This window comes from Desulfomicrobium aestuarii, from assembly GCF_055385525.1.
Map to the genome: position 1 here is coordinate 2,997,387 of NZ_AP042427.1, position 19,641 is coordinate 3,017,027.

General features: G+C 58.8%; 29 protein-coding genes. 3 read left to right on the top strand and 26 right to left on the bottom strand.

The annotated features are described in order from the left end of the window. Positions 1-123: 123 nt before the first annotated feature. Positions 124-2,373: a type I DNA topoisomerase gene (topA, locus tag ACZ5AC_RS13760; RefSeq protein WP_464248168.1), complete on the top strand. Its 2,250-nt coding sequence runs from the start codon at positions 124-126 to the stop codon at positions 2,371-2,373. Here topA and ACZ5AC_RS13765 read toward each other — a convergent pair. Beyond that, positions 2,370-3,248, bottom strand: a complete 879-nt coding sequence (locus ACZ5AC_RS13765) for a DUF2156 domain-containing protein (protein WP_464248169.1) — start codon at positions 3,246-3,248, stop codon at positions 2,370-2,372. The two genes, topA and ACZ5AC_RS13765, sit on opposite strands and share 4 nt — an antisense overlap. A 152-nt stretch (positions 3,249-3,400) precedes the next feature. Here ACZ5AC_RS13765 and recJ point away from each other — a divergent pair, with 152 nt between their 5' ends. Both recJ and ACZ5AC_RS13775 read left to right on the top strand, forming a co-directional pair. Next, a complete protein-coding gene (gene recJ, locus ACZ5AC_RS13770; RefSeq protein ID WP_464248170.1) occupies positions 3,401-5,125 on the top strand; it encodes a single-stranded-DNA-specific exonuclease RecJ in 1,725 nt (574 codons plus the stop codon). A gap of 58 nt (positions 5,126-5,183) precedes the next feature. Further along, complete coding sequence (locus ACZ5AC_RS13775) at positions 5,184-5,558, top strand: DUF3568 family protein (protein WP_464248171.1); 375 nt, start codon at positions 5,184-5,186, stop codon at positions 5,556-5,558. Between the two features lie 22 nt (positions 5,559-5,580). On the opposite strand, the gene ACZ5AC_RS13780 is transcribed toward ACZ5AC_RS13775, so the two are convergent. From ACZ5AC_RS13780 to rpsC, 25 genes are all read right to left on the bottom strand, one after another. Further along, entirely contained in the window at positions 5,581-7,080 is a 1,500-nt protein-coding gene (locus ACZ5AC_RS13780; protein WP_464248172.1) for an ASKHA domain-containing protein, read from the bottom strand. After that, on the bottom strand, positions 7,074-8,120 hold the full coding sequence (selD, locus tag ACZ5AC_RS13785) for a selenide, water dikinase SelD (protein WP_464248173.1): 1,047 nt from the start codon (positions 8,118-8,120) through the stop codon (positions 7,074-7,076). Before selD ends, ACZ5AC_RS13780 begins: the two co-directional genes overlap by 7 nt. Further along, positions 8,117-9,031, bottom strand: a complete 915-nt coding sequence (locus tag ACZ5AC_RS13790; RefSeq protein WP_464248174.1) for a selenium metabolism-associated LysR family transcriptional regulator — start codon at positions 9,029-9,031, stop codon at positions 8,117-8,119. The genes selD and ACZ5AC_RS13790 overlap by 4 nt, the downstream gene beginning before the upstream one ends. A gap of 80 nt (positions 9,032-9,111) precedes the next feature. After that, positions 9,112-9,513: a 50S ribosomal protein L17 gene (rplQ, locus tag ACZ5AC_RS13795; protein ID WP_464248175.1), complete on the bottom strand. Its 402-nt coding sequence runs from the start codon at positions 9,511-9,513 to the stop codon at positions 9,112-9,114. Further along, positions 9,503-10,549 carry a DNA-directed RNA polymerase subunit alpha gene (locus ACZ5AC_RS13800; RefSeq protein ID WP_464248176.1) on the bottom strand — a complete coding sequence of 349 codons (1,047 nt, stop codon included), beginning with the start codon at positions 10,547-10,549 and terminating at the stop codon, positions 9,503-9,505. The genes rplQ and ACZ5AC_RS13800 overlap by 11 nt, the downstream gene beginning before the upstream one ends. Before the next feature lie 12 nt (positions 10,550-10,561). Next, complete coding sequence (gene rpsD, locus ACZ5AC_RS13805; RefSeq protein WP_464248177.1) at positions 10,562-11,188, bottom strand: 30S ribosomal protein S4; 627 nt, start codon at positions 11,186-11,188, stop codon at positions 10,562-10,564. 12 nt (positions 11,189-11,200) lie between these two features. Further along, complete coding sequence (gene rpsK, locus ACZ5AC_RS13810) at positions 11,201-11,590, bottom strand: 30S ribosomal protein S11 (protein WP_028576612.1); 390 nt, start codon at positions 11,588-11,590, stop codon at positions 11,201-11,203. An 18-nt stretch (positions 11,591-11,608) separates the two neighbouring features. After that, complete coding sequence (gene rpsM / locus ACZ5AC_RS13815; RefSeq protein ID WP_464248178.1) at positions 11,609-11,980, bottom strand: 30S ribosomal protein S13; 372 nt, start codon at positions 11,978-11,980, stop codon at positions 11,609-11,611. A 15-nt stretch (positions 11,981-11,995) separates the two neighbouring features. Continuing rightward, the gene (gene rpmJ / locus ACZ5AC_RS13820) at positions 11,996-12,109 is read right to left on the bottom strand and encodes a 50S ribosomal protein L36 (protein WP_084435309.1); all 114 of its coding nucleotides are present in this window, start codon (positions 12,107-12,109) and stop codon (positions 11,996-11,998) included. Positions 12,110-12,147: 38 nt separating this feature from the next. Beyond that, positions 12,148-12,912 carry a type I methionyl aminopeptidase gene (map, locus tag ACZ5AC_RS13825; RefSeq protein ID WP_464248179.1) on the bottom strand — a complete coding sequence of 255 codons (765 nt, stop codon included), beginning with the start codon at positions 12,910-12,912 and terminating at the stop codon, positions 12,148-12,150. After that, on the bottom strand, positions 12,909-14,222 hold the full coding sequence (gene secY, locus ACZ5AC_RS13830; RefSeq protein WP_464248180.1) for a preprotein translocase subunit SecY: 1,314 nt from the start codon (positions 14,220-14,222) through the stop codon (positions 12,909-12,911). The genes map and secY overlap by 4 nt, the downstream gene beginning before the upstream one ends. A 5-nt stretch (positions 14,223-14,227) precedes the next feature. Beyond that, positions 14,228-14,674 carry a 50S ribosomal protein L15 gene (gene rplO, locus ACZ5AC_RS13835; protein WP_459828126.1) on the bottom strand — a complete coding sequence of 149 codons (447 nt, stop codon included), beginning with the start codon at positions 14,672-14,674 and terminating at the stop codon, positions 14,228-14,230. Further along, the gene (gene rpmD / locus ACZ5AC_RS13840) at positions 14,674-14,844 is read right to left on the bottom strand and encodes a 50S ribosomal protein L30 (protein WP_028576617.1); all 171 of its coding nucleotides are present in this window, start codon (positions 14,842-14,844) and stop codon (positions 14,674-14,676) included. Before rpmD ends, rplO begins: the two co-directional genes overlap by 1 nt. Positions 14,845-14,852: 8 nt before the next feature. Continuing rightward, positions 14,853-15,344 (bottom strand): 30S ribosomal protein S5, encoded by a 492-nt coding sequence (gene rpsE, locus ACZ5AC_RS13845; protein WP_464248181.1) that lies wholly within the window; start codon positions 15,342-15,344, stop codon positions 14,853-14,855. Positions 15,345-15,356: 12 nt separating this feature from the next. Then, positions 15,357-15,710: a 50S ribosomal protein L18 gene (gene rplR / locus ACZ5AC_RS13850; protein WP_464248182.1), complete on the bottom strand. Its 354-nt coding sequence runs from the start codon at positions 15,708-15,710 to the stop codon at positions 15,357-15,359. Between the two features lie 8 nt (positions 15,711-15,718). Beyond that, the gene (gene rplF / locus ACZ5AC_RS13855) at positions 15,719-16,258 is read right to left on the bottom strand and encodes a 50S ribosomal protein L6 (RefSeq protein WP_464248183.1); all 540 of its coding nucleotides are present in this window, start codon (positions 16,256-16,258) and stop codon (positions 15,719-15,721) included. A 9-nt stretch (positions 16,259-16,267) separates the two neighbouring features. Further along, complete coding sequence (rpsH, locus tag ACZ5AC_RS13860; protein WP_028576621.1) at positions 16,268-16,651, bottom strand: 30S ribosomal protein S8; 384 nt, start codon at positions 16,649-16,651, stop codon at positions 16,268-16,270. A 13-nt stretch (positions 16,652-16,664) separates the two neighbouring features. Then, on the bottom strand, positions 16,665-16,850 hold the full coding sequence (locus ACZ5AC_RS13865) for a type Z 30S ribosomal protein S14 (RefSeq protein ID WP_015774926.1): 186 nt from the start codon (positions 16,848-16,850) through the stop codon (positions 16,665-16,667). 13 nt (positions 16,851-16,863) lie between these two features. Next, positions 16,864-17,403 (bottom strand): 50S ribosomal protein L5, encoded by a 540-nt coding sequence (rplE, locus tag ACZ5AC_RS13870; RefSeq protein WP_464248184.1) that lies wholly within the window; start codon positions 17,401-17,403, stop codon positions 16,864-16,866. Positions 17,404-17,412: 9 nt separating this feature from the next. Then, positions 17,413-17,742: a 50S ribosomal protein L24 gene (rplX, locus tag ACZ5AC_RS13875; RefSeq protein ID WP_464248185.1), complete on the bottom strand. Its 330-nt coding sequence runs from the start codon at positions 17,740-17,742 to the stop codon at positions 17,413-17,415. A gap of 3 nt (positions 17,743-17,745) precedes the next feature. Continuing rightward, entirely contained in the window at positions 17,746-18,114 is a 369-nt protein-coding gene (rplN, locus tag ACZ5AC_RS13880; protein WP_028576624.1) for a 50S ribosomal protein L14, read from the bottom strand. An 11-nt stretch (positions 18,115-18,125) separates the two neighbouring features. Beyond that, positions 18,126-18,392 (bottom strand): 30S ribosomal protein S17, encoded by a 267-nt coding sequence (gene rpsQ, locus ACZ5AC_RS13885; protein WP_028576625.1) that lies wholly within the window; start codon positions 18,390-18,392, stop codon positions 18,126-18,128. After that, complete coding sequence (gene rpmC / locus ACZ5AC_RS13890) at positions 18,385-18,588, bottom strand: 50S ribosomal protein L29 (protein ID WP_028576626.1); 204 nt, start codon at positions 18,586-18,588, stop codon at positions 18,385-18,387. The genes rpsQ and rpmC overlap by 8 nt, the downstream gene beginning before the upstream one ends. 6 nt (positions 18,589-18,594) lie before the next feature. Then, positions 18,595-19,002, bottom strand: coding sequence for a 50S ribosomal protein L16 (gene rplP / locus ACZ5AC_RS13895; protein WP_028576627.1), 408 nt, complete (start codon positions 19,000-19,002; stop codon positions 18,595-18,597). Continuing rightward, positions 19,002-19,640, bottom strand: coding sequence for a 30S ribosomal protein S3 (rpsC, locus tag ACZ5AC_RS13900; protein WP_464248186.1), 639 nt, complete (start codon positions 19,638-19,640; stop codon positions 19,002-19,004). The genes rplP and rpsC overlap by 1 nt, the downstream gene beginning before the upstream one ends. Between the last annotated feature and the right edge of the window lies 1 nt (position 19,641).

Below are 19,641 nucleotides of genomic sequence, written 5' to 3' on the forward strand. Positions count from 1 at the left end.
TTCCATGCGATCTTTGTAAAAGGATATTGCCGGGTTGAAAACCCGTCACGGGGACAAGCACGGGAATGGCGGGAAATACCCCTTGCCCTGCGCTTCGGAATCTGGATATAGGCCCCAAACATTATGGGCAAGGACTTAATCATCGTCGAATCACCCGCCAAAATCAAAACCATCAAGAAGTTTTTGGGCAGCGGTTACGAAGTGGAAGCGTCCGTGGGTCACGTGCGGGATCTCCCGGCCAAGACCCTCGGCGTGGACGAGGAACACGACTTCACGCCGGAGTATCAGATCATCCCCGGCAAGGCCAAGGTCGTCAGCAAGCTCAAATCCGCAGCCAAGGCGGCCGACACGGTCTACCTGGCCCCGGACCCCGACCGCGAGGGCGAGGCCATCGCCTGGCACGTGGCCGAGATCATCAAGGGCTCCAACACCAATCTCAAGCGCATCCAGTTCAACGAGATCACGGCCAAGGCGGTCAAAGAGGCCCTGGCCCACCCGACCGAACTGCGCAAGCCCCTCTTCGACTCCCAGCAGGCCAGACGCATCCTGGACCGGCTCGTGGGCTACAAGATCTCTCCGCTCCTCTGGAAGAAGGTCAAGCGCGGGCTGTCCGCCGGCCGGGTCCAGTCCGTGGCCCTGCGCCTCATCGTGGACCGCGAGCGCGAACGCCAGGCCTTCGTCTCCGAGGAGTACTGGGTCTTCAAGGTCGCGCTGCAGGGTGTCACGCCCCCGCCCTTCGAGGCCGACCTGTGGAAGGTCGACGGCGCCAAACCCGTCATCGGCGACGAGGGCGCGGCCCTGGCCCTGGAAGGGCGCATCGCGGGTCAGCCGTTCCTGGTGGAGGACGTGGTCGAGAAGGAGCGCCAGCGCCAGCCGCGCCCGCCCTTCATCACCTCCACCCTGCAGCAGGACGCCAGCAACAAGCTCGGCTTCAACGCCAAGCGGACCATGTCCGTGGCCCAGCGCCTCTACGAAGGCGTGGAACTGGGCGAGCGCGGCACCACGGCGCTGATCACCTACATGCGTACCGACTCGGTGCGCGTCTCCGACGAGGCCCGCGACGCGGCCCGCGAGTGGATCACGGCCAACCTCGGCCCGGATTTCTACCCCAAGACGGCCAGGGTCTACAAAAGCAAGGGTTCGGCCCAGGACGCCCACGAGGCCATCCGCCCCGTGGACCCGTCACTGACCCCGGACTCCATCAAGAACGCCCTGCCCCCGGAGCAGTACAAGCTCTACCGCCTCATCTGGGAGCGCTTCATGGCCTCGCAGATGGCCTCGGCCCGCTTCTGGGACACGGTCGTGACCGTGGCCAGCGGCCCGGCCCAGTGGCGGGCCAAGGGCGAGCGCCTCATCTTCCCGGGCTTCCTGCGCGTCTGGCCCCAGGTCGAGGACTCGGCCACGGCGACCCTGCCGGGCCTGGAAAAGGGGCAGGAGCTGCGCCTGGACAAGCGGCACAAGGAGCAGAAGTTCACCCAGCCGCCGGCCAGATTCTCCGAAGCGTCCCTGGTGCACCGGCTCGAAGAGCTTGGCATCGGCCGCCCCTCCACCTACGCCGCCATCATCTCGACCCTGACCGAACGCGACTATGTGCGCATGGCCGAAAAGCACTTCGAGCCCACGGACCTGGGCGTCATCGTCTGCGACCTGCTGGTGGAGCATTTCGGACAGCTCATGGACGCCGGTTTCACGGCGCGCATGGAGGAAGGCCTCGACCACGTGGCCGAGGGCGACACGGACTGGGTGGAACTGCTGAAGGATTTCGCCAAGGATTTCTACCCCACCCTGGACAAGGCCCGCGAAACCATGGCCCAGGTCAAGGCCGGCATGGACACGGGCCTCTCGTGCCCGCAGTGCGAGGGCGGACGGCTGGTGGTCAAGTTCGGCAAGAACGGCACGTTTTTGGGGTGCGTCAACTACCCCTCCTGCGCCTTCACCAGCAACTACACGCGCGACGCAGCCGGGCAGATCCAGCTGGTCAAGGAGGAGGCCCCCGAGGAACTGGGCCTGTGCCCCAAATGCAAGACCGGCCGCCTCGTGGTCAAGAAGACCAAGACCGGCGGCCGCTTCGTGGCCTGCTCCAACTACCCCGAATGCCGGCACGCCGAATCGGTGGGCACCGGCGTGGCCTGCCCCCGCGAAGGGTGCGACGGGGAACTGGTGGAGAAAACCAGCCGCCGCGGCAAGCCCTTCTATTCCTGCAGCAAGTACCCCAAATGCGACTACGCCGTGTGGGACTACCCCGTGGCCAAACCGTGCCCCCTCTGCGCGTCCAAGATTCTGGTGCGCAAGGAGTCCAAGGCCAAGGGCCCCCACCTGGCCTGCCCGAAGAAGGATTGCGGCTACTGGGAGAAGATTGAGCAGCCGGCCTAGCCGCGCAGGCAGACCGAGTACTTCTGCAAAAAGCCCGACGGGTTGTAGCTCATCTTGGCCTTGCGCAGGCCCTCGTCTCCCAGGTCCTGCTCCCTGTTGACGACCTGAAACCCCTGACAGCACCGCTCCAGAAACATCTGGTTGATGGCCTGGTACACTCCCTTGAAATTGGGACACCCCTTTTCGAAATGGATGACGACGCTCGTCTCGTCCAGGGCCTCGGCGATGGTGTAGGCGATCATCTTGTCATCGACCATCAGACCGGCGCCGATGAGGCCGTGCAGGCGCGACCAGTCGTGCATGACCTTGACGATGGCCAGGTTTTCGGCTTCCAGGGTCCGGTCGTTCTCCGTGTTGCGCCACAGAAACCAGTCCGTCTGCAGGGCCAGGGCGCACTCCACGGTCTTCTCGTCCAGCAGCACGAAGCGCGCGTCGTAGTCGCGCAGGAACTGGTTCAGCAGGTTCTTCTTCTTGTGGAACTTGCGTCCCTTGAGCTCGACGAGTTCGGTCACGTCGTAGAGATAGTCCCAATGGTCGCGGCATTCCTCGACCCGGATGCCGGGGATCGTCGTCTCCCAGATGATCTTGAGCTGTTCGGGGATGCGGATGAAGCACGCGTCTCCCGGAAGGGCGTCGCGCAATTTCTCCCAGTCCGCGTTCTTCCAGTCGCCCACCGGAGCCCAGTACAGGGTCTGGGGGAAGGTCTGTCTGATGAGCACATACCCGTCGAGGAAAGCCCACTCCAGGCCGTATTCCCGGCCCCAACCCCACAGGTTGACGAAACTGTAGTCCGACGGCTTCTGGCCGCACAGCGCCAGATGCCGGTTGTATTCTGTCTGCCCCTCCAGGGAGATGGGGCTGAATGTGATGTCCATGAAACCTCGCTGACCAAGATAGGCAACAATTACGGCCGGTTTGACCGGATCAAAAATTCAAGAAATCAAAGCTCTTGCAGTCGAGCCAAAAACAATTATACTTCTGACCCTTGACTGTCAAAGCGTCATCCACCGTTTTTCCGGATAGGCCCATGTCGGATAGCCAGCCCACCTGGAGGCTCAAGACCCCACCGCCCGAGGCGGCCCTCACCCGGGCCGAGCAGGAGCGGCTTGCCCGGCGCCTCGAGGTCAGCCCGTTGCTGATCCACCTGCTCTCGCTGCGCGGCCTGACATCCGAAGGGGAAATGGACAAATTCCTGAGCCCCGGCCTGCGCTACCTGCACCCCCTGGACCGGTGGCCCGGCATCGAGGCGGGAGCGGAGCTCTTGCGCCAAGCCGTCGAATCGGGGCGGAGGATCGCCGTCTGGGGCGACTACGACGTGGACGGCATCACGGCCACGGCTCTGGTCAAGGACTTCATGGCCGCCCGGGGCATCGACATACTGCACTTCATCCCCGACAGGCTCGATTTCGGCTACGGCCTGCACCTGGAAGGCATTCGGGATCTGGCCGAAAAGGGCGTCGGGCTGCTGCTGACCGTGGACTGCGGCATCGCCAACACCGAAGAGATCCGCGCGGCCCGGGAACTGGGCATGCAGGTCATCGTCACCGACCATCACCTGCCCGGACAGGAACTTCCCGACGCCGACATCATCATCAATCCCAAGCTCGAAGGCTGGCCCTCGCCCAACCTCTCGGGAGTAGGCGTGAGCTTTCTGCTCATGGGCGCCCTGAACCGCATCCTGCCGGGTCCTCCGGCCGACATCCGGGATTTCCTGGATCTTGTCGCTCTCGGCACCGTGGCCGACGTGGTCCCGCTGGACGACCAGAACAGGATCCTGGTCAAGAACGGCCTGCTCCTCATCAAGGAAGGCCGCCGCTTCGGCATCCAGGCCCTCAAGGAAATAAGCGGCATGACGCCGGAGGAGAGCGTCGGCACAGGGGCCATCGGCTTCGCCCTGGCCCCGCGCATCAATGCCGCCGGCCGCATCGGCGACCCGGACCTGGCCGTGCGCCTGCTTCTGGAGAAAAACCGCGACGAGGCCCGCATCATGGCCGAGCAACTCGACCGGCTCAACACCAAGCGCAAGGTCGAGGAGCAGCGCATCCTTGAAGAGGCCATCGCCCAGGCCGAATCCCAGCTCCACCTCCCGGGGCTGGTCCTGCACTCCGAGCACTGGCACTCGGGCATCATCGGCATCGTCGCCTCGCGCATCGTGGAACGCTTCCACCGCCCCTGCCTCATCCTGACCAAGGAAAACGGCATCTTCAAGGGCTCCGGGCGCTCCACCCCCACCTTCGACCTCTATCAGGCCCTGCTGTCCTGCAAACAGTGCCTCTACAAGTTCGGGGGGCATCGTCAGGCCGCGGGACTCAAGCTCGAACCGTTCCAACTGTCCAACCTCAAGGACCTCTTTGCCTGGGCCGTAGAGGAACAGCTCGGGGCGAATCCGGCGCCGCCCGTCCTGGAACTGGACGCCGAACTGCCCTTCTCCGTCATCGACCACACACTGCTCAAGGAGCTGGAACTGCTGCAGCCCTACGGGCAGGGCAACCCGAGACCCATCTTTCTCTCGCCGCCCCTGAACATCCTGCGGCACCGCTTTTTCAGCCAGAAGAAGCACCTGGAGCTCCACCTCTCCGACACCACCGACGGAACGAGCCTCCGCGCCGTCGCCTGGCGCCAGGGCGAACGCTGGCAGGACACGCCGCTTGAGGGCAGGCAGGCCAAGATCGCCTACACCCCCCGCCTGTCAAAGTTCAACGGCCTGATGCAGATCGAACTGGCCGTCCAGGAGATCCTGGCCGTCGAGTGAACTCCCTTTTCTTCGATCCGGAAAAAACGTAGGACATGGAAAAACGGAGGAACGACCTATGAGAGCCATACGGAACCTGGCCATACTCCTCGTGCTGCTCTGCACGGGATGCGCGGCCGTCGTGGTCGGCGGCGCGGCTGCGGTGGGAACATACACCTATGTCGCAGGCCAGTTGAAAAAGACCTACAATGTGAATCTCGACGGCGCATACCAGGCGAGCATCGCCGGCTGCGAATCCCTCGGGCTGCCCGTACTCGAACGCGAAAAACAGCTGAGCCAGGCCACAATCAAGACCCGCGACGCAGACCGCGAGGCATGGATCATCCTCAAGGCTCAGAGCTCGACAACCACGGAGATATCCATCCGGGTGGGGTACCTGGGCGACGAGCAGGCCTCGCGGCGCATTCACGACGCCATCGGCGCCAAGCTGTAACCTGACGGTCCACAGCCTCCCGCTACGCCCATGCGAAACGCATGGCCTTCATGAACGCGGGGCCGAAATCATCCCTCTCCACCAGCGATTCCACCCTGACCAACGGGGGCAACCCGGCGAGCCAACGCCGGGTCCCCTCATCACGCAGGGCCAGCAACGTGCCCGCCAGTGACGTGTTGCCGGCCATGCGGACCCGATCCGCCCAGACCTCGGGCAGGAAGCCCAGGGCAACGAGGTCCTCGGTCTGCGAATGCTCCCCGAGAGCGCCGGCCAGGTAGACCGTCTCCACGTCCCCTTCGGCCAGACCGGCCAGCCCGACCAATGTCCTGAGGCCCACGTTGACGCCGGCCTTGGCCTTGAGAAACTCCTCGATATCCCGCTCCGCCAGGAAAACGTCTCCCTCCAGTCCGAAAACTCTACCCAACGGGTGTTCGCGCACTCGCGTCCCGACCTTGCGCGCAAGGGGCATCGTCCCCTCCCGGAAATGGCCGTCCGTACCGACAAGCCCCAATCGGAGCAGCAGCGCCAGGACGGACATGTAGCCCGTCCCGGAGATGGCCGTCATGTTCGGCGTGTCCCATCGCAACCCGCCGGGAGTGAGTTCCGCCCTGCTCAGGACGCCATCTCCGGCGGGGGCCCCGCAGCACAGCCCCACACCCTCGATGGCCGGCCCCATGGGCACGCTGCAGGCGTAATACCGGTGTTCATCCAGTGCGAGGACGAACTCCCCGTTGGTCCCGAGATCGGCGAGGATATAGGGGTAGCGAGGGCGTTGCGCGGCAATGCAGGCCAGACCGGCGCTTATGTCGGCCCCGATGAACGGCCCCAGCAGCGGCGGGACGTAGGCCGGAGGCAAGCCGGGGTCGAGGCGGACAACTTCCCCTCCCGGCCACGGCAGGCTGTACGGAGCGTAGGCCAGGCCGGCCAGGGGAACGTCAAGCAGGATGGAGACCATGGCGCTGTTCGCGGAAAGGGCCATGGCCGTGGCGCCGCTTGCGCCGACCACGTCCCGCAGCACCCGCAGCACGGATTCCCGGAGGTGGCTACGCCCTTCCGGAGACGACAGGGCGTAGCGCAACCGGGACATGATTTCACTGCCAACTGCCATCTGCGGGTTGAACACGGCGTATTCGGCGCCACGTTCCCCGCCCCGCTGCAGGGCCCATTTGATGCGCGTTGTCCCGACATCCACCGCAAGTCCGTCGGCGCGCTCGGACTTCGGCATGGCCGGCGGCGGGCCCGGGTCCTCTATCCGGCACGGAGATGCCACCGCATGCCGACAGGCCAGGCGCCACCCGGCCGCCACGTCTTCCGCGCCGAGGCGCTGGAAATCTTCCGCGCACGGCATGGGCGGCGAGGCCAGGAAGCGAATCCTGCATTTCCCGCACAACCCGCTACCGCCGCACACAAGTCGACCGCGGCCGACGCCGGCCTCGAACAGCGCGCTCAGAAAGGAGCGGCCCGTCTCGACGTGGACCGATTCGAACTCGCCGGAATTCCGGCTGATTTCAATCGTCAGCACAGGACAAGGCGCCTGCCGTCGCCGCGCAGCCGCTCAACGTCGCCAACGATCGCGGCCAGGTCGCCGTGAGCCTCAAGCCACGCCCGGACCTCCTCGACCAGTTTTGGCGGAACGGCCAGCACCATCCCCCCCGAAGTCTGCGCGTCGAACATGAGATCCACCTTGACCGGGTCAAGGCCCCGGAGCTGCAAAACGGTCCTGTCGCAGTAATGCCTGTTGGCATGGCTGCCGGCCGGCAAAAGCCCGACTGCCCCCAGTTCCGCCGCGCGACCCATGATTGGCACGGCAGCCGTATGGAGACGGACGGTGCAGTCCGAGGCCGTGGCCATCTCCAGCAGGTGCCCTCCCAGCCCGAACCCCGTGACGTCAGTGGCCGCGCGCAGGCCGAAAGAGGCTATGGCTGCGCCCGCGTTCTTGTTCAACCGCGACGCCCACCTGAAGAGCTCGTCCTCGTCGGCTTCGGCGCCGTCCCAACCGGCCTTTACAGCCGTCGCCAGGACTCCGGAACCGATGGGCTTGGTCAGAATCAGGTTGTCGCCGGGCCGAAGCCCGGCATTGGTCGCATAGCGGTCAGGATCGATGATGCCGGACACCGAGAGTCCGTACTTGAGTTCCTTGTCCTGGACGCTGTGACCTCCAACGAGCATTGCGCCGGCCTCCCGTATCTTCGTCAGGCCGCCGCGGAGTATCTCGCGCAACACCGAGATATCCATCGTCGAGGACGGGAAGCAGACGATATTCATGACAGCGTATGCTTCGCCGCCCATGGCATAGACATCCGACAGGGAATTGGCGGCGGCGATCTGTCCGAATCGGAAGGGGTCGTTGACGATGGGCGTGAAGAAATCGAGGGTCTGCACCAAAGCCTTCCCGGGAGGGAATCGGACGACGGCGGCGTCCTCGCTGTTGCCCATCCCCGTCAGAATGCGGTCGTCAAGGCCGACATCCAGCCCACAAAGCGCCTTCTCCAGGTCCCCTGGAGAGAGCTTGGAGGCTCAACCGGCGGCGGAGACCGTCTGTACCAGAGGCGTCTTGTTCACGATTGTGTCCTCACCTGGTTTTCTGCGTTGTTTTTGAGATATTCGATCAATTTCAGGGCAGCCGGAAAGAGCGATCGCCTCGTATTGAACACGACGTAAAACGAGCGATTCATCTGCAGGCCCGGCAAGTCAACGGAGACCAACTGCCCCGATCGAAGTTCAGGAGCGACGGTAATCGCAGAAGTTATGGCTGCGCCCATGCCCGCCGAAAGGCAGCGTGCCATGGCGCCTGCATTGCGGACCATCATGACGGTGCGCAGCGAATTCACGTCGATGGAGAAGCCGGCCAGGCTCGCCGCCATGGCCATTCTCGTGCCGGAACCCTCCTCGCGCATGACCCACGGCAGGCTGCGGAGCAACTCCTCGGCCCCGAGATGCGCATACCGCTCTTTGAGGGCCGGCGTCATGACAAGCATGAGAGAGTCCGTCGCGATGGGCTCGAAATGCAGATCCGGGGCCTCGAAATGCCCGCCGACAACCCCGAGCATGAGCGCGTTGTCTCGCACCCGGCTGACGATGTCCTCGGTGTCGCCGATGTGCAGATCCATGATGACTTCGGGATAGGTCTGCCAGAATCTGGCCAGAAGAGGCGGCAGGATGTAATTGGCCGGAATGGTACTCCCGCCGAGGTTGAGTTTGCCGGTGATGCGGTCCTGAAGCTTCCGGATTTCTGAAATCGCCAGCTCCGAGGCCTCGAAGATGCGCTTGGCGTGCTGATAGAGCACGTCCCCCGCCTTGGTCGGAACGACAGTCCTGCCGATGCGGTCGAACAGCTGGACCTCGAGTTCCTGCTCCAGCGCGGCGACATGCGCGCTGATGGTCGGCTGGGAAAGATAGAGTTCCTTTCCGGCCCGTGAGAAACTGCGGTTTTCATAGACCTTTGAAAACGCTTCGATCTTCCGAATGTCCATAAAGAGCAATCCTTGGCATAGATAAAAGCAATAGATGCAGGCAAAAAATAAGGCAGCGGTGCTGCCTTATTTTTTATCAACTATTCTTCGCTCTTGCCGGCTTCTTCAGCGGTCGCCGATTCGGCCAGACGCGTGAATTCGATCATGGCCATGGGCGCGCTGTCTCCGACACGCGGGATGCCGAACTTGACCACGCGGGTGTAGCCGCCGGGGACATCCTTGAAGCGAGGGCCGATCTCATTGAAGAGCTTCTGCACGCTGTGGTGGCTGCCCAATATCGAGTAAGCCTGACGACGGGCGTGCAGGCTGTCCACGAGGGCCATGGTGACCAACTTGTCGGCCAGGATGCGCAGTTCCTTGGCCTTGGCTTCCGTGGTCCGGATGCGCTCGTGCTCGACCAGGGAACGGGCCATATTCTTCATCAGGGCCTTGCGGTGCTCCCACGTGCGCCCCAGTTTTCGACCAGAGTTTCTATGCCTCATCTTCTTCGTTCCTCTTTAACCAATCCTGGTACAATTCATCGAAATTATCGACTCTGATGCCAAAATCCAGTCCCATGCTCTCCAGCACCCGGCGGATGTCCTCAAGGGACTTCCGGCCGAAGTTCTTGGTCTTGAGCAGGTCAGCCTCGGTCTTCTGAACCAGTTCGCCGACAATGTGGATACCGGCGCTCTTGAGGCAGTTGCTGGCCCGTACGGGCAGCTCCAGGTCCTCGATGTTCTTGAAGAGATTCTCGTTGATCTTGTCCTGAGGCTTGGTCTTGGCCTTCTCGATGTCGGCCGACCCTTCGTCGAAATTGATGAAGACGGTCAGCTGTTCCTTCAGAATCTTGGCGCTGTAGGCGAGTGCGTCGTCAGGCGTGATGGAGCCGTCCGTCCACACTTCCATGATCAGCTTGTCGTAGTTGGTCATCTGACCGACACGCGCCTGCTCCACTGCATACGCAACCTTGCGGATGGGGGAGAAGCTCGAGTCAAGAGTGATCACGCCGATTTCGTTGTCCAGATCCTCGTGCATTTCGGCGGGCACGTAGCCCTTGCCCATGCGAATCTCCAGGTCCATGACGAGGTCGATATCCTCGGACAGGGTGGCGATGTGCAGTTCCGGGTTGAGGATTCTGATATGCTGGTTCTCTACAATGGCCGAAGCCTTGACCTCGCCCTTGGCGTTGGCGATGAGCTGAACCCGCTGAGGTTCAGGCGTGTTCATGGCCACGCGCAGCTGCTTGAGGTTGAGGACGATGTCCGTGACATCTTCGTTGACGCCCGGGATGGTCGTGAATTCATGCTGAATGCCCTGAATCTTGACCGACACGGGCGCAGCGCCCTGCAACGAGGACAGCAGGACCCGACGCAACGCATTACCGATGGTGGTCCCGAACCCCCGTTCAAGGGGTTCGCAGACGAACCGCCCATACATGGCGTCGCTCTTCGAATCCTTTTCCAGCTGTTCGGGCCTGACAAGCTCTGCCCAATTCCGGACGTAAACCTTTTTGTCTCCGCTATACGTAGAACTCATGTTTACCGCCTGCTATTTGGAGTAGAGTTCAACAATCAACTGCTCCGTCATCGGGAAGGTGATATCTTCTCTGGTCGGGAAAGCCTTGACGGAACCCTTCAGGGCAGGAGCATCGATCTCGAGCCAAGCAGGCACGCCACGACGGGCGACGACTTCCAAAGCTTCGTTGATGACGAGATTCTTCTTGGTGCGGTCACGCACTTCAAGAACGTCGCCCGGCTTCATCTGAATCGAGGGCACGCTGACGCGACGGCCGTTCAGGAGGAAAATCCCGTGGCGGACCATCTGGCGTGCCTGGCTGCGCGAATTGGCGAAGCCGAGCTTGTACGCAACGTTGTCGATACGCGTCTCAAGCAGGGCCAGCAGGTTCGTGCCGGTGACGCCCTTGCGGCGCTCGGCCTCCTCGAAGTAGCGGCGGAACTGCCCTTCGAGAATGCCGTACATCTTTCTCACCTTCTGCTTTTCGCGCAACTGGAGAGCGTAATCACTGGGTTTCTTGCGTGCCTTGCCGTGATCGCCGGGCGCATAGGCGCGACGCTCGAAAGCACACTTATCCGTATAACATCTGTCGCCTTTCAGAAAAAGCTTTCCGCCTTCTCTGCGGCAAATCCTGCATTTTGGGCCTGTATATCTAGCCAAGGTAAATTCCCCCTATACTCTACGACGTTTGGGCGGACGACAGCCATTGTGCGGAATCGGCGTGACGTCGCGGATGAAGGCGACACGCAGGCCGACGGCGTTGATGGCGCGCATGGCGGACTCGCGTCCGGAACCGGGTCCCTTCACCAGGATGCCGACGGTGCGCATGCCGCAGTCCATGGCCTTACGGGCAGCGGTCTCCGCAGCCTTCTGAGCCGCGAAGGGAGTGTTCTTGCGGGAACCCTTGAACCCGGAGGCGCCGGAGCTCGCCCAGCTGATCACGTTCCCGGTAGGATCGGTGAACGTGATGATCGTATTATTGAACGTACTGTTCACATGAGCGATACCCGTGGGGATATTTCTCTTTTCCTTTTTCTTGATGACTCTCTGAGGTCTTGCCATTTGTCTGTCTCCACCCAGTTACTTTTTCTTCTTACCAACGATGGCTCTGCGTGGACCCTTGCGTGTGCGCGCGTTGGTGTGCGTGCGCTGTCCGCGACAAGGCAAGCCGCGACGATGTCTCAGGCCTCTGTAGCAACCGATGTCCATGAGGCGCTTGATATTGGCAACGACTTCACGACGCAGATCACCCTCGACCTTGTAATTGGCTTCGAGCTCTTTGCGCAGGTTGTTGACGTCGTCGGCAGTGAGGTCATCACTGTTCTTAGTCCAATCAATGCCCGTAGAATCAAGGATTTTGAGAGCTGTAGCCCGGCCGATCCCGTAAATATATGTCAATGCAATATCGAGCCTTTTATTTCTCGGCAAATCTACACCAACTAATCTTGCCACAATATCCCCCTATCCTTAACCCTGTCTCTGTTTATGCCGCGTATTGTCGCAGATCACACGAAGCACGCCTTTGCGCTTGATGATCTTGCATTTTGGACAAATCTTGCGAACTGAAGGTCTAACTTTCATTGAATCCCCCGAAGCTTTTCAATTGGATCCCAGCCGGTTCACAACTGGCTGAGAATGATCGGTCCGTCCTTGGTAATCGCCACAGAATGTTCAAAATGAGCTGACAGGCTTCTATCTTTGGTTACAGCAGTCCATCCGTCGGAGAGGATTTCGACCTGATCGGACCCCATGGCAACCATTGGCTCAATGGCGAGAACCATACCCGGCTTCAAAGGCAGTCTCGAGCTGTCCCGCGGCACGAAATTGGGGATTTCCGGCTTCTCATGAAGCATCCGGCCAATTCCATGCCCGACGAACCGCTTGACAACGGAGTACCCTTGAGCTTCGACACATTCCTGTACAGCCCGTGAAATATCGTAAAGGTCGTTTCCTGGCTTGGCCTGGTCGATCCCCCTATTCAGGGACTCCCGGGTGACTTCCAGCAAACGGGCCGCGCCCTCACTGATATTTCCTACAGGAAAGGTCCTTGCGGTATCACCGTAAAAACCCTGATACTTAACACCAAAATCTATGGACAGAATGTCTCCGTCCCGTAAAGGCGTCTTGGTGGGAAACCCGTGCACGACCACTTCGTTGAGCGAGCAGCAAAGCGCGTACGGAAAACCAAGATACCCCTTGAACGCCGGAACAACCCCGTACTGAGCGCAGAGGTCGTTCGCCTTTTCCTCAAGGTCCCAGGATGAAACTCCGGGGGCCACCATCTTCCCGAGTTCGTCGAGAATCAGAGCGCCTATGCGGTTGGCCTCCCGGAGTAGAGCAATCTCCTGATCGTTTTTCAGGAAGATGCCTCTGTGCTTTTTCAACCCTGTCTGCCCTTGATCTTTGCCTTGGCCAGAAGGCCGTCATACCGCCCCGAAATGAGGTGGGACTGGACCTGGGCCATGGTGTCCATGGCGACGCCGACGACGATGAGCAGGGATGTGCCGCCGTAGTAGAAGGGCACATTGAACTGCTTCATGAGCACCATGGGCAAAACGCAGACGGTGGAGATATACAAAGCGCCCCACAAAGTCAAACGCGTCAGAACCTTGTCAATATACTCGTTCGTCTTGAAACCGGGCCGGATACCGGGAACGAAAGCCCCTTGTTTCTTGAGGTTTTCGGAGATTTCCTTGGGGTCGAAGACGATGGCGGTATAGAAGAAGCAAAAAAAGACTATGAAGCCGACAAAACAAACGTTGTAGAGCAGCGAATCGGGCCTGAAATAATCAGACATGCGGTTCAGGAACTCGACGTTGGAAAAGTTGGCGATCGTCGCAGGGAACATCAGAATCGAAGAGGCGAAGATCGGCGGAATGACACCGGCCGTGTTGATGCGCAAAGGAAGATGACTCGTCTGGCCGCCGTACATTTTACGCCCGACCATCCGCTTGGCGTAATGGATGGGGATTCTGCGCTGCGCACGTTCCATGAACGTGATGCCGACGAGCACCCCAGCCATGACGATCAGAACGAGCAGTACGGTGAACAGCGACACGTCGCCCGCCGTGAAAAGACGGAACGACTTGCCAATGCCGCTGGGAAGGCCAGCGATGATGCCAGCGCAGATGATCAGGCTGATGCCGTTGCCGATCCCCTTCTCCGTGATCTTCTCTCCAAGCCACATGATGAATATCGTCCCGGCCGTGAGGGTCAGAACCGTGATGAGACGGAATCCCCAGCCCGGCATGTACACAATGGCCGCCCCGGTGGGGCTGGTCATGCTTTCCACGCCGATGGCGATTCCGAGCCCTTGAATGACGGAAATGAGAACAGTGCCGTATCTGGTGTACTGGGTGATCTTCTTCCGTCCGGCAGCTCCTTCCTCCTTGCTCAGTCTCTTCAGGTCGGGACTGACGACGGTCAGGAGCTGCAGGATGATGGAAGCGGAGATGTACGGCATGATGCCCAAGGCGAAAATCGACAGATTCATAAGGCCGCCGCCCGAGAACATGTCAAAGAGGCCGAAGAGCGTGTTCTGGGCGTTGGCAAAGAAATCCGCCAGGGCATTACCGTCAACACCGGGTATCGGCAGATGCACACCAACACGGTAAACGGCCAGAAGAAGAAAAGTCCAGATGAACTTGCTTTTCAACTCCGACGTGCCAGTGTTTGCGCCTTTGGATATACTCACAATAGTTATCCTTCGATGGAGATTGCTTCACCACCAGCGGCAGTGATCTTCTCGACGGCCTGCTTGCTGAACTTGTGTGCAGTGATCTTCAGCGCCTTGCCGGCCTCACCGTCGCCGAGAATCTTGACGGGCATGTTGCGGTCGACCAGACCGGCAGCATACAAATCCTCAATGGTCACCTCGCTCTTGTCGGCGAAGGCGGCATAGACGGTGGACAGGTTCAGGCCCTGGTACACGACACGGAAGGGGTTCTTGAACCCGCGCTTGGGCAGGCGACGGTAAAGACGCATCTGGCCGCCTTCAAACCACGGAGCCACGCCGCCTCCAGCGCGGGCGTTCTGACCCTTGTGGCCCTTGCCGGAGGTGCCGCCCTGACCGGACGCAGTGCCGCGGCCAATTCTCTTCACCTTGGCGCGTTCCTCGGGAAACGGATAGAGTTCGTGCAGGTTCATTATTGAATAACCTCGACAAGATGCTTGACTTTATTGATCATCCCGCGAACGCACTCGTTGTCGGGAAGCGTACGGACCTGGTTGAGCTTGGTGAAACCGAGAGCCTTCACGGTCCGCTTCTGGGCGGGATTCTGCGTGATCAGACTCTTTGTCAGTTTAATCGTGATCATAACTCCACCTATTTTCTCTTGATGGAGAGGGACTTGCCCCTCATCCGTCCGACGTGTTCGGCGCTGCGAAGGGAGCGCAATCCGGCGAAAGTGGCGCGAAGAACATTGTGCGGATTGTTCGTGCCAATGGCCTTGGTCAGGATGTCATGGACGCCGACGGCCTCCATGACGGCACGGACCGGTCCGCCGGCGATGATGCCGGTACCGGCGGAAGCGGGCTTGAGCAGAACCTGTCCTGCGCCGAAATTCCCGACGATCTCGTAAGGAATGGTGCCATCGAGGAGTTCGACCTTCTGCATGCTCTTGCGGGCCCGGTCGGTAGCTTTCTTGATGGCGTCCGGCACCTGGTTGGCCTTGCCCAGGCCGAACCCAACGGTACCCTTGCCATCGCCGACGACGACCAGAGCGCTGAAGCTGAATCGGCGGCCACCCTTCACAACTTTGGCGACGCGATTGAGATAGACTATTTTCTCAATGAGTTCAAATTCGTTCTGTTGCATGGATGTCCTCTATTAAAAATTTAAGCCGCCTTCTCTGGCTCCATCGGCAACGGCCTTGATCCGGCCATGGTACACGAAGCCGTTGCGATCAAAGACCACGGAAGTGATGCTCTTCTTGATCGCCTCCTCGGCAACTTTCTTTCCCACCAACTTCGCGTTCTCGACAGTCAGGCGAGTGTTGTCGCCTTCCAGGCTCAGCGTGGAAGCCGAAGCCAGGGTCGCGCCGGCAAGATCGTCGATGATCTGGGCGTAAATGTGCTTGTTTGACCGGTAAACAACCAGACGCGGACGTTCGGGAGATCCATTGACCTTTTTGCGAATCCGAGTCTTGCGGTTCTTACGGGCTTCTTCACGTGATAATTTCATGGCGTATCCTATTTCTTGCCGCCGGATTTGCCGGCCTTGCGACGGATAGTCTCATCAGAGTACTTAATGCCCTTGCCCTTGTACGGTTCCGGCGGACGCACGCGGCGGATCTGGGCCGCCACTTCGCCGACGACCTGCTTGTCGCATCCGGAAATGGTGATCTTGGTGTTCTCCACCTTGGCCTGTACGCCGGCGGGAAGCACGAAGTTGACCGGATGCGAGTAGCCGACATTAAGAACGACCGTGTTGCCCTGCACGTTGACCTTGTAGCCGACGCCAATGACTTCAAGAGTCTTCTCGAAGCCTTTGGTCACGCCGGTGACGGCGTTGGCAAGCAGGGTTCTGCGCAGCCCGTGCTGTTGACGGGCGATGCGGGTGTCTTCCGCAGGGGTCACGAAAATCGTGTTGTCTTCGACCTTAACTTCAATGGCGGGGTGCGTGGCCAGTGAAAGAGCGCCCTTGGGCCCCTTCACTTCAATCACGCCCTCCGCGATTTTGAAATCAACACCGCTGGGGATGCTGATGGGCTGTTTACCTACACGAGACATAGCGATCTCCTACCAAATCTCACAAAGAAGTTCGCCGCCAACGCCGATTTCGGCAGCCTTTTTGCCTTCAAGGATGCCCTTGGAGGTCGACAAGATGCAGATGCCGAGGCCGTTCTGTACAGAAGGAATCGACTTCGCACCGACATAAATTCGGCGGCCGGGCTTGCTGATTCTCTTCAGACCAGCGACGACGGGCTTGTTCTCGTGGTATTTCAGATCGACCAGGAGAGCTTCGTTCTCCTTGGCATACCCGTTGATATAGCCTTCTTCGTTCAATATTTTAAGCAGCGCCTCGCGAGTGCGACTGGGCGGAACGGAGACACTGGAATGCATCGCCTTGTATGCATTACGAATTCGAGTCAACAAATCTGCAATAGGATCTATGACAGACATGAGCGTACCTCATTTACCAACTAGATTTTCTTACGCCTGGCAATTCACCGGCAAGGGCCATATTCCTGAAGCAGATTCTGCAAATGCCAAACTTGCGCATAAAGGCCCTGGGACGGCCGCAAATAGGACACCTGTTGTACTGGCGTGTGGAAAATTTGGGCTTCCGCTGCGCCTTGACCATGAGTGATGTGCGAGTCAAGTTACACTCCTCCTTACTTCTTGAAGGGCATTCCAAGAAGCTTCAACAGCGTCTTGCCTTCTTTGTCAGTCTGGGCAGTAGTTACGACAGTAATATTCATACCCACAGGCTTCTCGATCTTGTCCATTTCGATTTCAGGGAAGATCGTATGTTCCTTGATGCCAAGGGTATAATTTCCACGTCCATCAAAGCCTCTGTCCGGAACACCACGGAAGTCGCGGACTCTGGGAAGGGCGATGACAATGAGCTTTTCCAGGAAAGCCCACATTGCGTCTCCGCGAAGCGATACACGGCAGCCTACAGGCATTCCTTCGCGCAGCTTGAAGGCGGCGATGGATTTCTTTGCCCGCGTTACAACAGCCCGCTGACCAGCAATCAGAGACAAATCGCGTACAGAATCCTGAATGATTTTGTTATTCTGGCTACCCTCGCCCAGTCCCATGTTCAATGAGACACACTTGATCGAAGGAATCTGCATCACAGACTTGTAATTGAATTCCTTCGCGAGTTCGGGAGCGACTTTATCTTTGTAGATCTTTTCGAAACTACTCATTGCTGCACCTTAGCTGATCGTTTCATTGCATTTTTTGCAATAACGAACTTTCTTGTTATCGTCGGTAATCTTATAGCCGAGACGAGTCGGCTTGGAGCAGGCGTTGCAAATCACCTGAACATTGGAAATATCCAGGGGCATTTCCTTCTCGACAATCCCACCGGGCTGGTTGTTGTAGGGATTGGGCTTGGTGTGTTTCTTCACCATGTTAGCCTTCTCGACAATAACCTGCTTCTTGCTGCGCAGAATTTTGACAACCTTGCCGATCTTGCCCTTGTCTTTGCCGGCAAGGATCATGACGTTGTCGTCTTTGTGAATTTTCCAGACCTTGGTAGACATAACTTACAACACCTCGGGGGCTAAAGATACGATCTTCATAAAGTTCTTTGCCCGCAATTCACGCGCAACAGGTCCAAAAATACGAGTGCCCATGGGCTCAAGGTTCTTATTCAGCAGTACTGCCGAATTGTTGTCGAAGCGGATGAAGGTTCCATCGGGACGGCCGATCTCCTTTGTTGTTCTGACAACTACTGCCTGGAGAACATCGCCCTTCTTGACCTTGCCATGAGGGATGGCTTCTTTGACGGAGACCATGATAATGTCGCCGACACGAGCGTACCGCCTCTTGCTACCGCCTAGCACCTTGATGCAGGCAACCTTTTTGGCTCCGGAATTGTCTGCGACATCCAAAGTCGTCTGCATTTGAATCATTTTACAATCCCCTACAAAGCTCTTTCAATGATTTTGACCAGATGCCAATTCTTCCGCGCGCTCAGGGGGCGGTGCTCGACGATCTGAACCTTATCCCCAATGTGACATTCATTGTTGGGGTCATGAGCCATGAATTTCTTTCTGCGGCGGATATATTTTTTAAGAACAGGATGTTTGACCAGAGTCTCGACACGGACGACTATAGTCTTGTCGTTCTTATCGCTCACTACGAAGCCAACAAGAGTTCTCTTGTTTGATGTCTTTCCGCTGTTACTCATCACCTGTCTCCATGTCCTTCGCTTTCATAATCGTCAAAATCCGAGCAATGGATTTCTTAACAAGCGGTATTCTCTGACTATTTTCAAGCTGCGCCGTTGCGTGCTGAAAACGAAGATTCATCAATTCCTTGCGAAATTCACCAAGCTTTTCCTGGAGTTTCACAGAATCCAATTCACGTAACTGTTGAGCATTCATCCTGTCTTACTCCTTTTCGACTATGAGAGTCTTGATAGGCAGCTTGTAGGCAGCTCTCTGCAATGCTTCTTTAGCCAGCTCAACATCCACGCCTTTGATTTCGTATATAATGCGACCTCTCTGGACAGGAGCGCACCAGCCAACGGGAGAACCCTTACCTTTACCCTGACGTACTTCCAGGGGCTTGGCAGTGATCGTCTTGTCGGGGAAGATTCGAATGAAGACCTTTCCGCCTCTTTTGATATGTCGCATCATCGCGATACGGGCGGCTTCGATCTGCTGGCTCGTGATCTTTCCACACTCCATGGCCTTCAAACCGATATCACCAAAAGCAACCGTGGTCGCACGCTGCGCCAAGCCGCGTATACGACCCTTCTGCTGCTTCCTAAATTTTACTTTCTTGGGACTCAGCATCAGTTATCCACCTCGCTCAGGATCTCTCCCTTGAACACCCACACCTTGATGCCAATGACGCCGTACGTGGTCTTGGCCAGCGCAACGCCGTAATCGATGTCGGCACGAAGGGTATGCAAAGGCACCCTGCCTTCTCTCGCCCACTCGGTGCGGGCAATTTCCGCACCACCCAGACGACCGCCGCACTGCACCTTGATGCCCTGGGCGCCGAACTTCTGGGCCATGCCCAGAGTCTTCTTGATGGCGCGGCGGAAAGCCACGCGACGCTCAAGCTGCTGGGCAATGGACTCGGCGACGAGTTGGGCGTCGGTTTCGGGGCGGCGGATTTCATTGACTTCGATCACGAACTCGCGACCGAACTTGCCCTTTAGCTCAGCCCGCAGCTTTTCAATTTCAACGCCTTTCCGTCCGATAACAATACCGGGGCGCGCAGTGAAAAGAATCAAACGAACCTTATCGGCAGCTCTCTCGATTTCGATCTTCGAAATGCCGGCGTGAAAAAGTTTTTCCTTCACATATTTCCGAAGCTTGCTGTCCTCGAAAACATACTCGGCATACTTCTTGTCGCTGAACCAACGGGACTTCCAGTTTTTGTTGTACCCTAAACGGAATCCGTAAGGATGAACTTTATGACCCAAA

Bases quoted from the DNA above. Each gene is read 5' to 3' on its own strand.
- topA (WP_464248168.1), top strand. From the start codon at position 124: ATGGGCAAGGACTTAATCATCGTCGAATCACCCGCCAAAATCAAAACC.
- ACZ5AC_RS13765 (WP_464248169.1), bottom strand. From the start codon at position 3,248: ATGGACATCACATTCAGCCCCATCTCCCTGGAGGGGCAGACAGAATAC.
- recJ (WP_464248170.1), top strand. From the start codon at position 3,401: ATGTCGGATAGCCAGCCCACCTGGAGGCTCAAGACCCCACCGCCCGAG.
- ACZ5AC_RS13775 (WP_464248171.1), top strand. From the start codon at position 5,184: ATGAGAGCCATACGGAACCTGGCCATACTCCTCGTGCTGCTCTGCACG.
- ACZ5AC_RS13790 (WP_464248174.1), bottom strand. From the start codon at position 9,031: ATGGACATTCGGAAGATCGAAGCGTTTTCAAAGGTCTATGAAAACCGC.
- rplQ (WP_464248175.1), bottom strand. From the start codon at position 9,513: ATGAGGCATAGAAACTCTGGTCGAAAACTGGGGCGCACGTGGGAGCAC.
- ACZ5AC_RS13800 (WP_464248176.1), bottom strand. From the start codon at position 10,549: ATGAGTTCTACGTATAGCGGAGACAAAAAGGTTTACGTCCGGAATTGG.
- rpsK (WP_028576612.1), bottom strand. From the start codon at position 11,590: ATGGCAAGACCTCAGAGAGTCATCAAGAAAAAGGAAAAGAGAAATATC.
- rpmJ (WP_084435309.1), bottom strand. From the start codon at position 12,109: ATGAAAGTTAGACCTTCAGTTCGCAAGATTTGTCCAAAATGCAAGATC.
- rplO (WP_459828126.1), bottom strand. From the start codon at position 14,674: ATGAACCTGCACGAACTCTATCCGTTTCCCGAGGAACGCGCCAAGGTG.
- rpmD (WP_028576617.1), bottom strand. From the start codon at position 14,844: ATGATCACGATTAAACTGACAAAGAGTCTGATCACGCAGAATCCCGCC.
- rpsE (WP_464248181.1), bottom strand. From the start codon at position 15,344: ATGCAACAGAACGAATTTGAACTCATTGAGAAAATAGTCTATCTCAAT.
- rplR (WP_464248182.1), bottom strand. From the start codon at position 15,710: ATGAAATTATCACGTGAAGAAGCCCGTAAGAACCGCAAGACTCGGATT.
- rplF (WP_464248183.1), bottom strand. From the start codon at position 16,258: ATGTCTCGTGTAGGTAAACAGCCCATCAGCATCCCCAGCGGTGTTGAT.
- rpsH (WP_028576621.1), bottom strand. From the start codon at position 16,651: ATGTCTGTCATAGATCCTATTGCAGATTTGTTGACTCGAATTCGTAAT.
- rplE (WP_464248184.1), bottom strand. From the start codon at position 17,403: ATGAGTAGTTTCGAAAAGATCTACAAAGATAAAGTCGCTCCCGAACTC.
- rplX (WP_464248185.1), bottom strand. From the start codon at position 17,742: ATGTCTACCAAGGTCTGGAAAATTCACAAAGACGACAACGTCATGATC.
- rplN (WP_028576624.1), bottom strand. From the start codon at position 18,114: ATGATTCAAATGCAGACGACTTTGGATGTCGCAGACAATTCCGGAGCC.
- rpsQ (WP_028576625.1), bottom strand. From the start codon at position 18,392: ATGAGTAACAGCGGAAAGACATCAAACAAGAGAACTCTTGTTGGCTTC.
- rpmC (WP_028576626.1), bottom strand. From the start codon at position 18,588: ATGAATGCTCAACAGTTACGTGAATTGGATTCTGTGAAACTCCAGGAA.
- rplP (WP_028576627.1), bottom strand. From the start codon at position 19,002: ATGCTGAGTCCCAAGAAAGTAAAATTTAGGAAGCAGCAGAAGGGTCGT.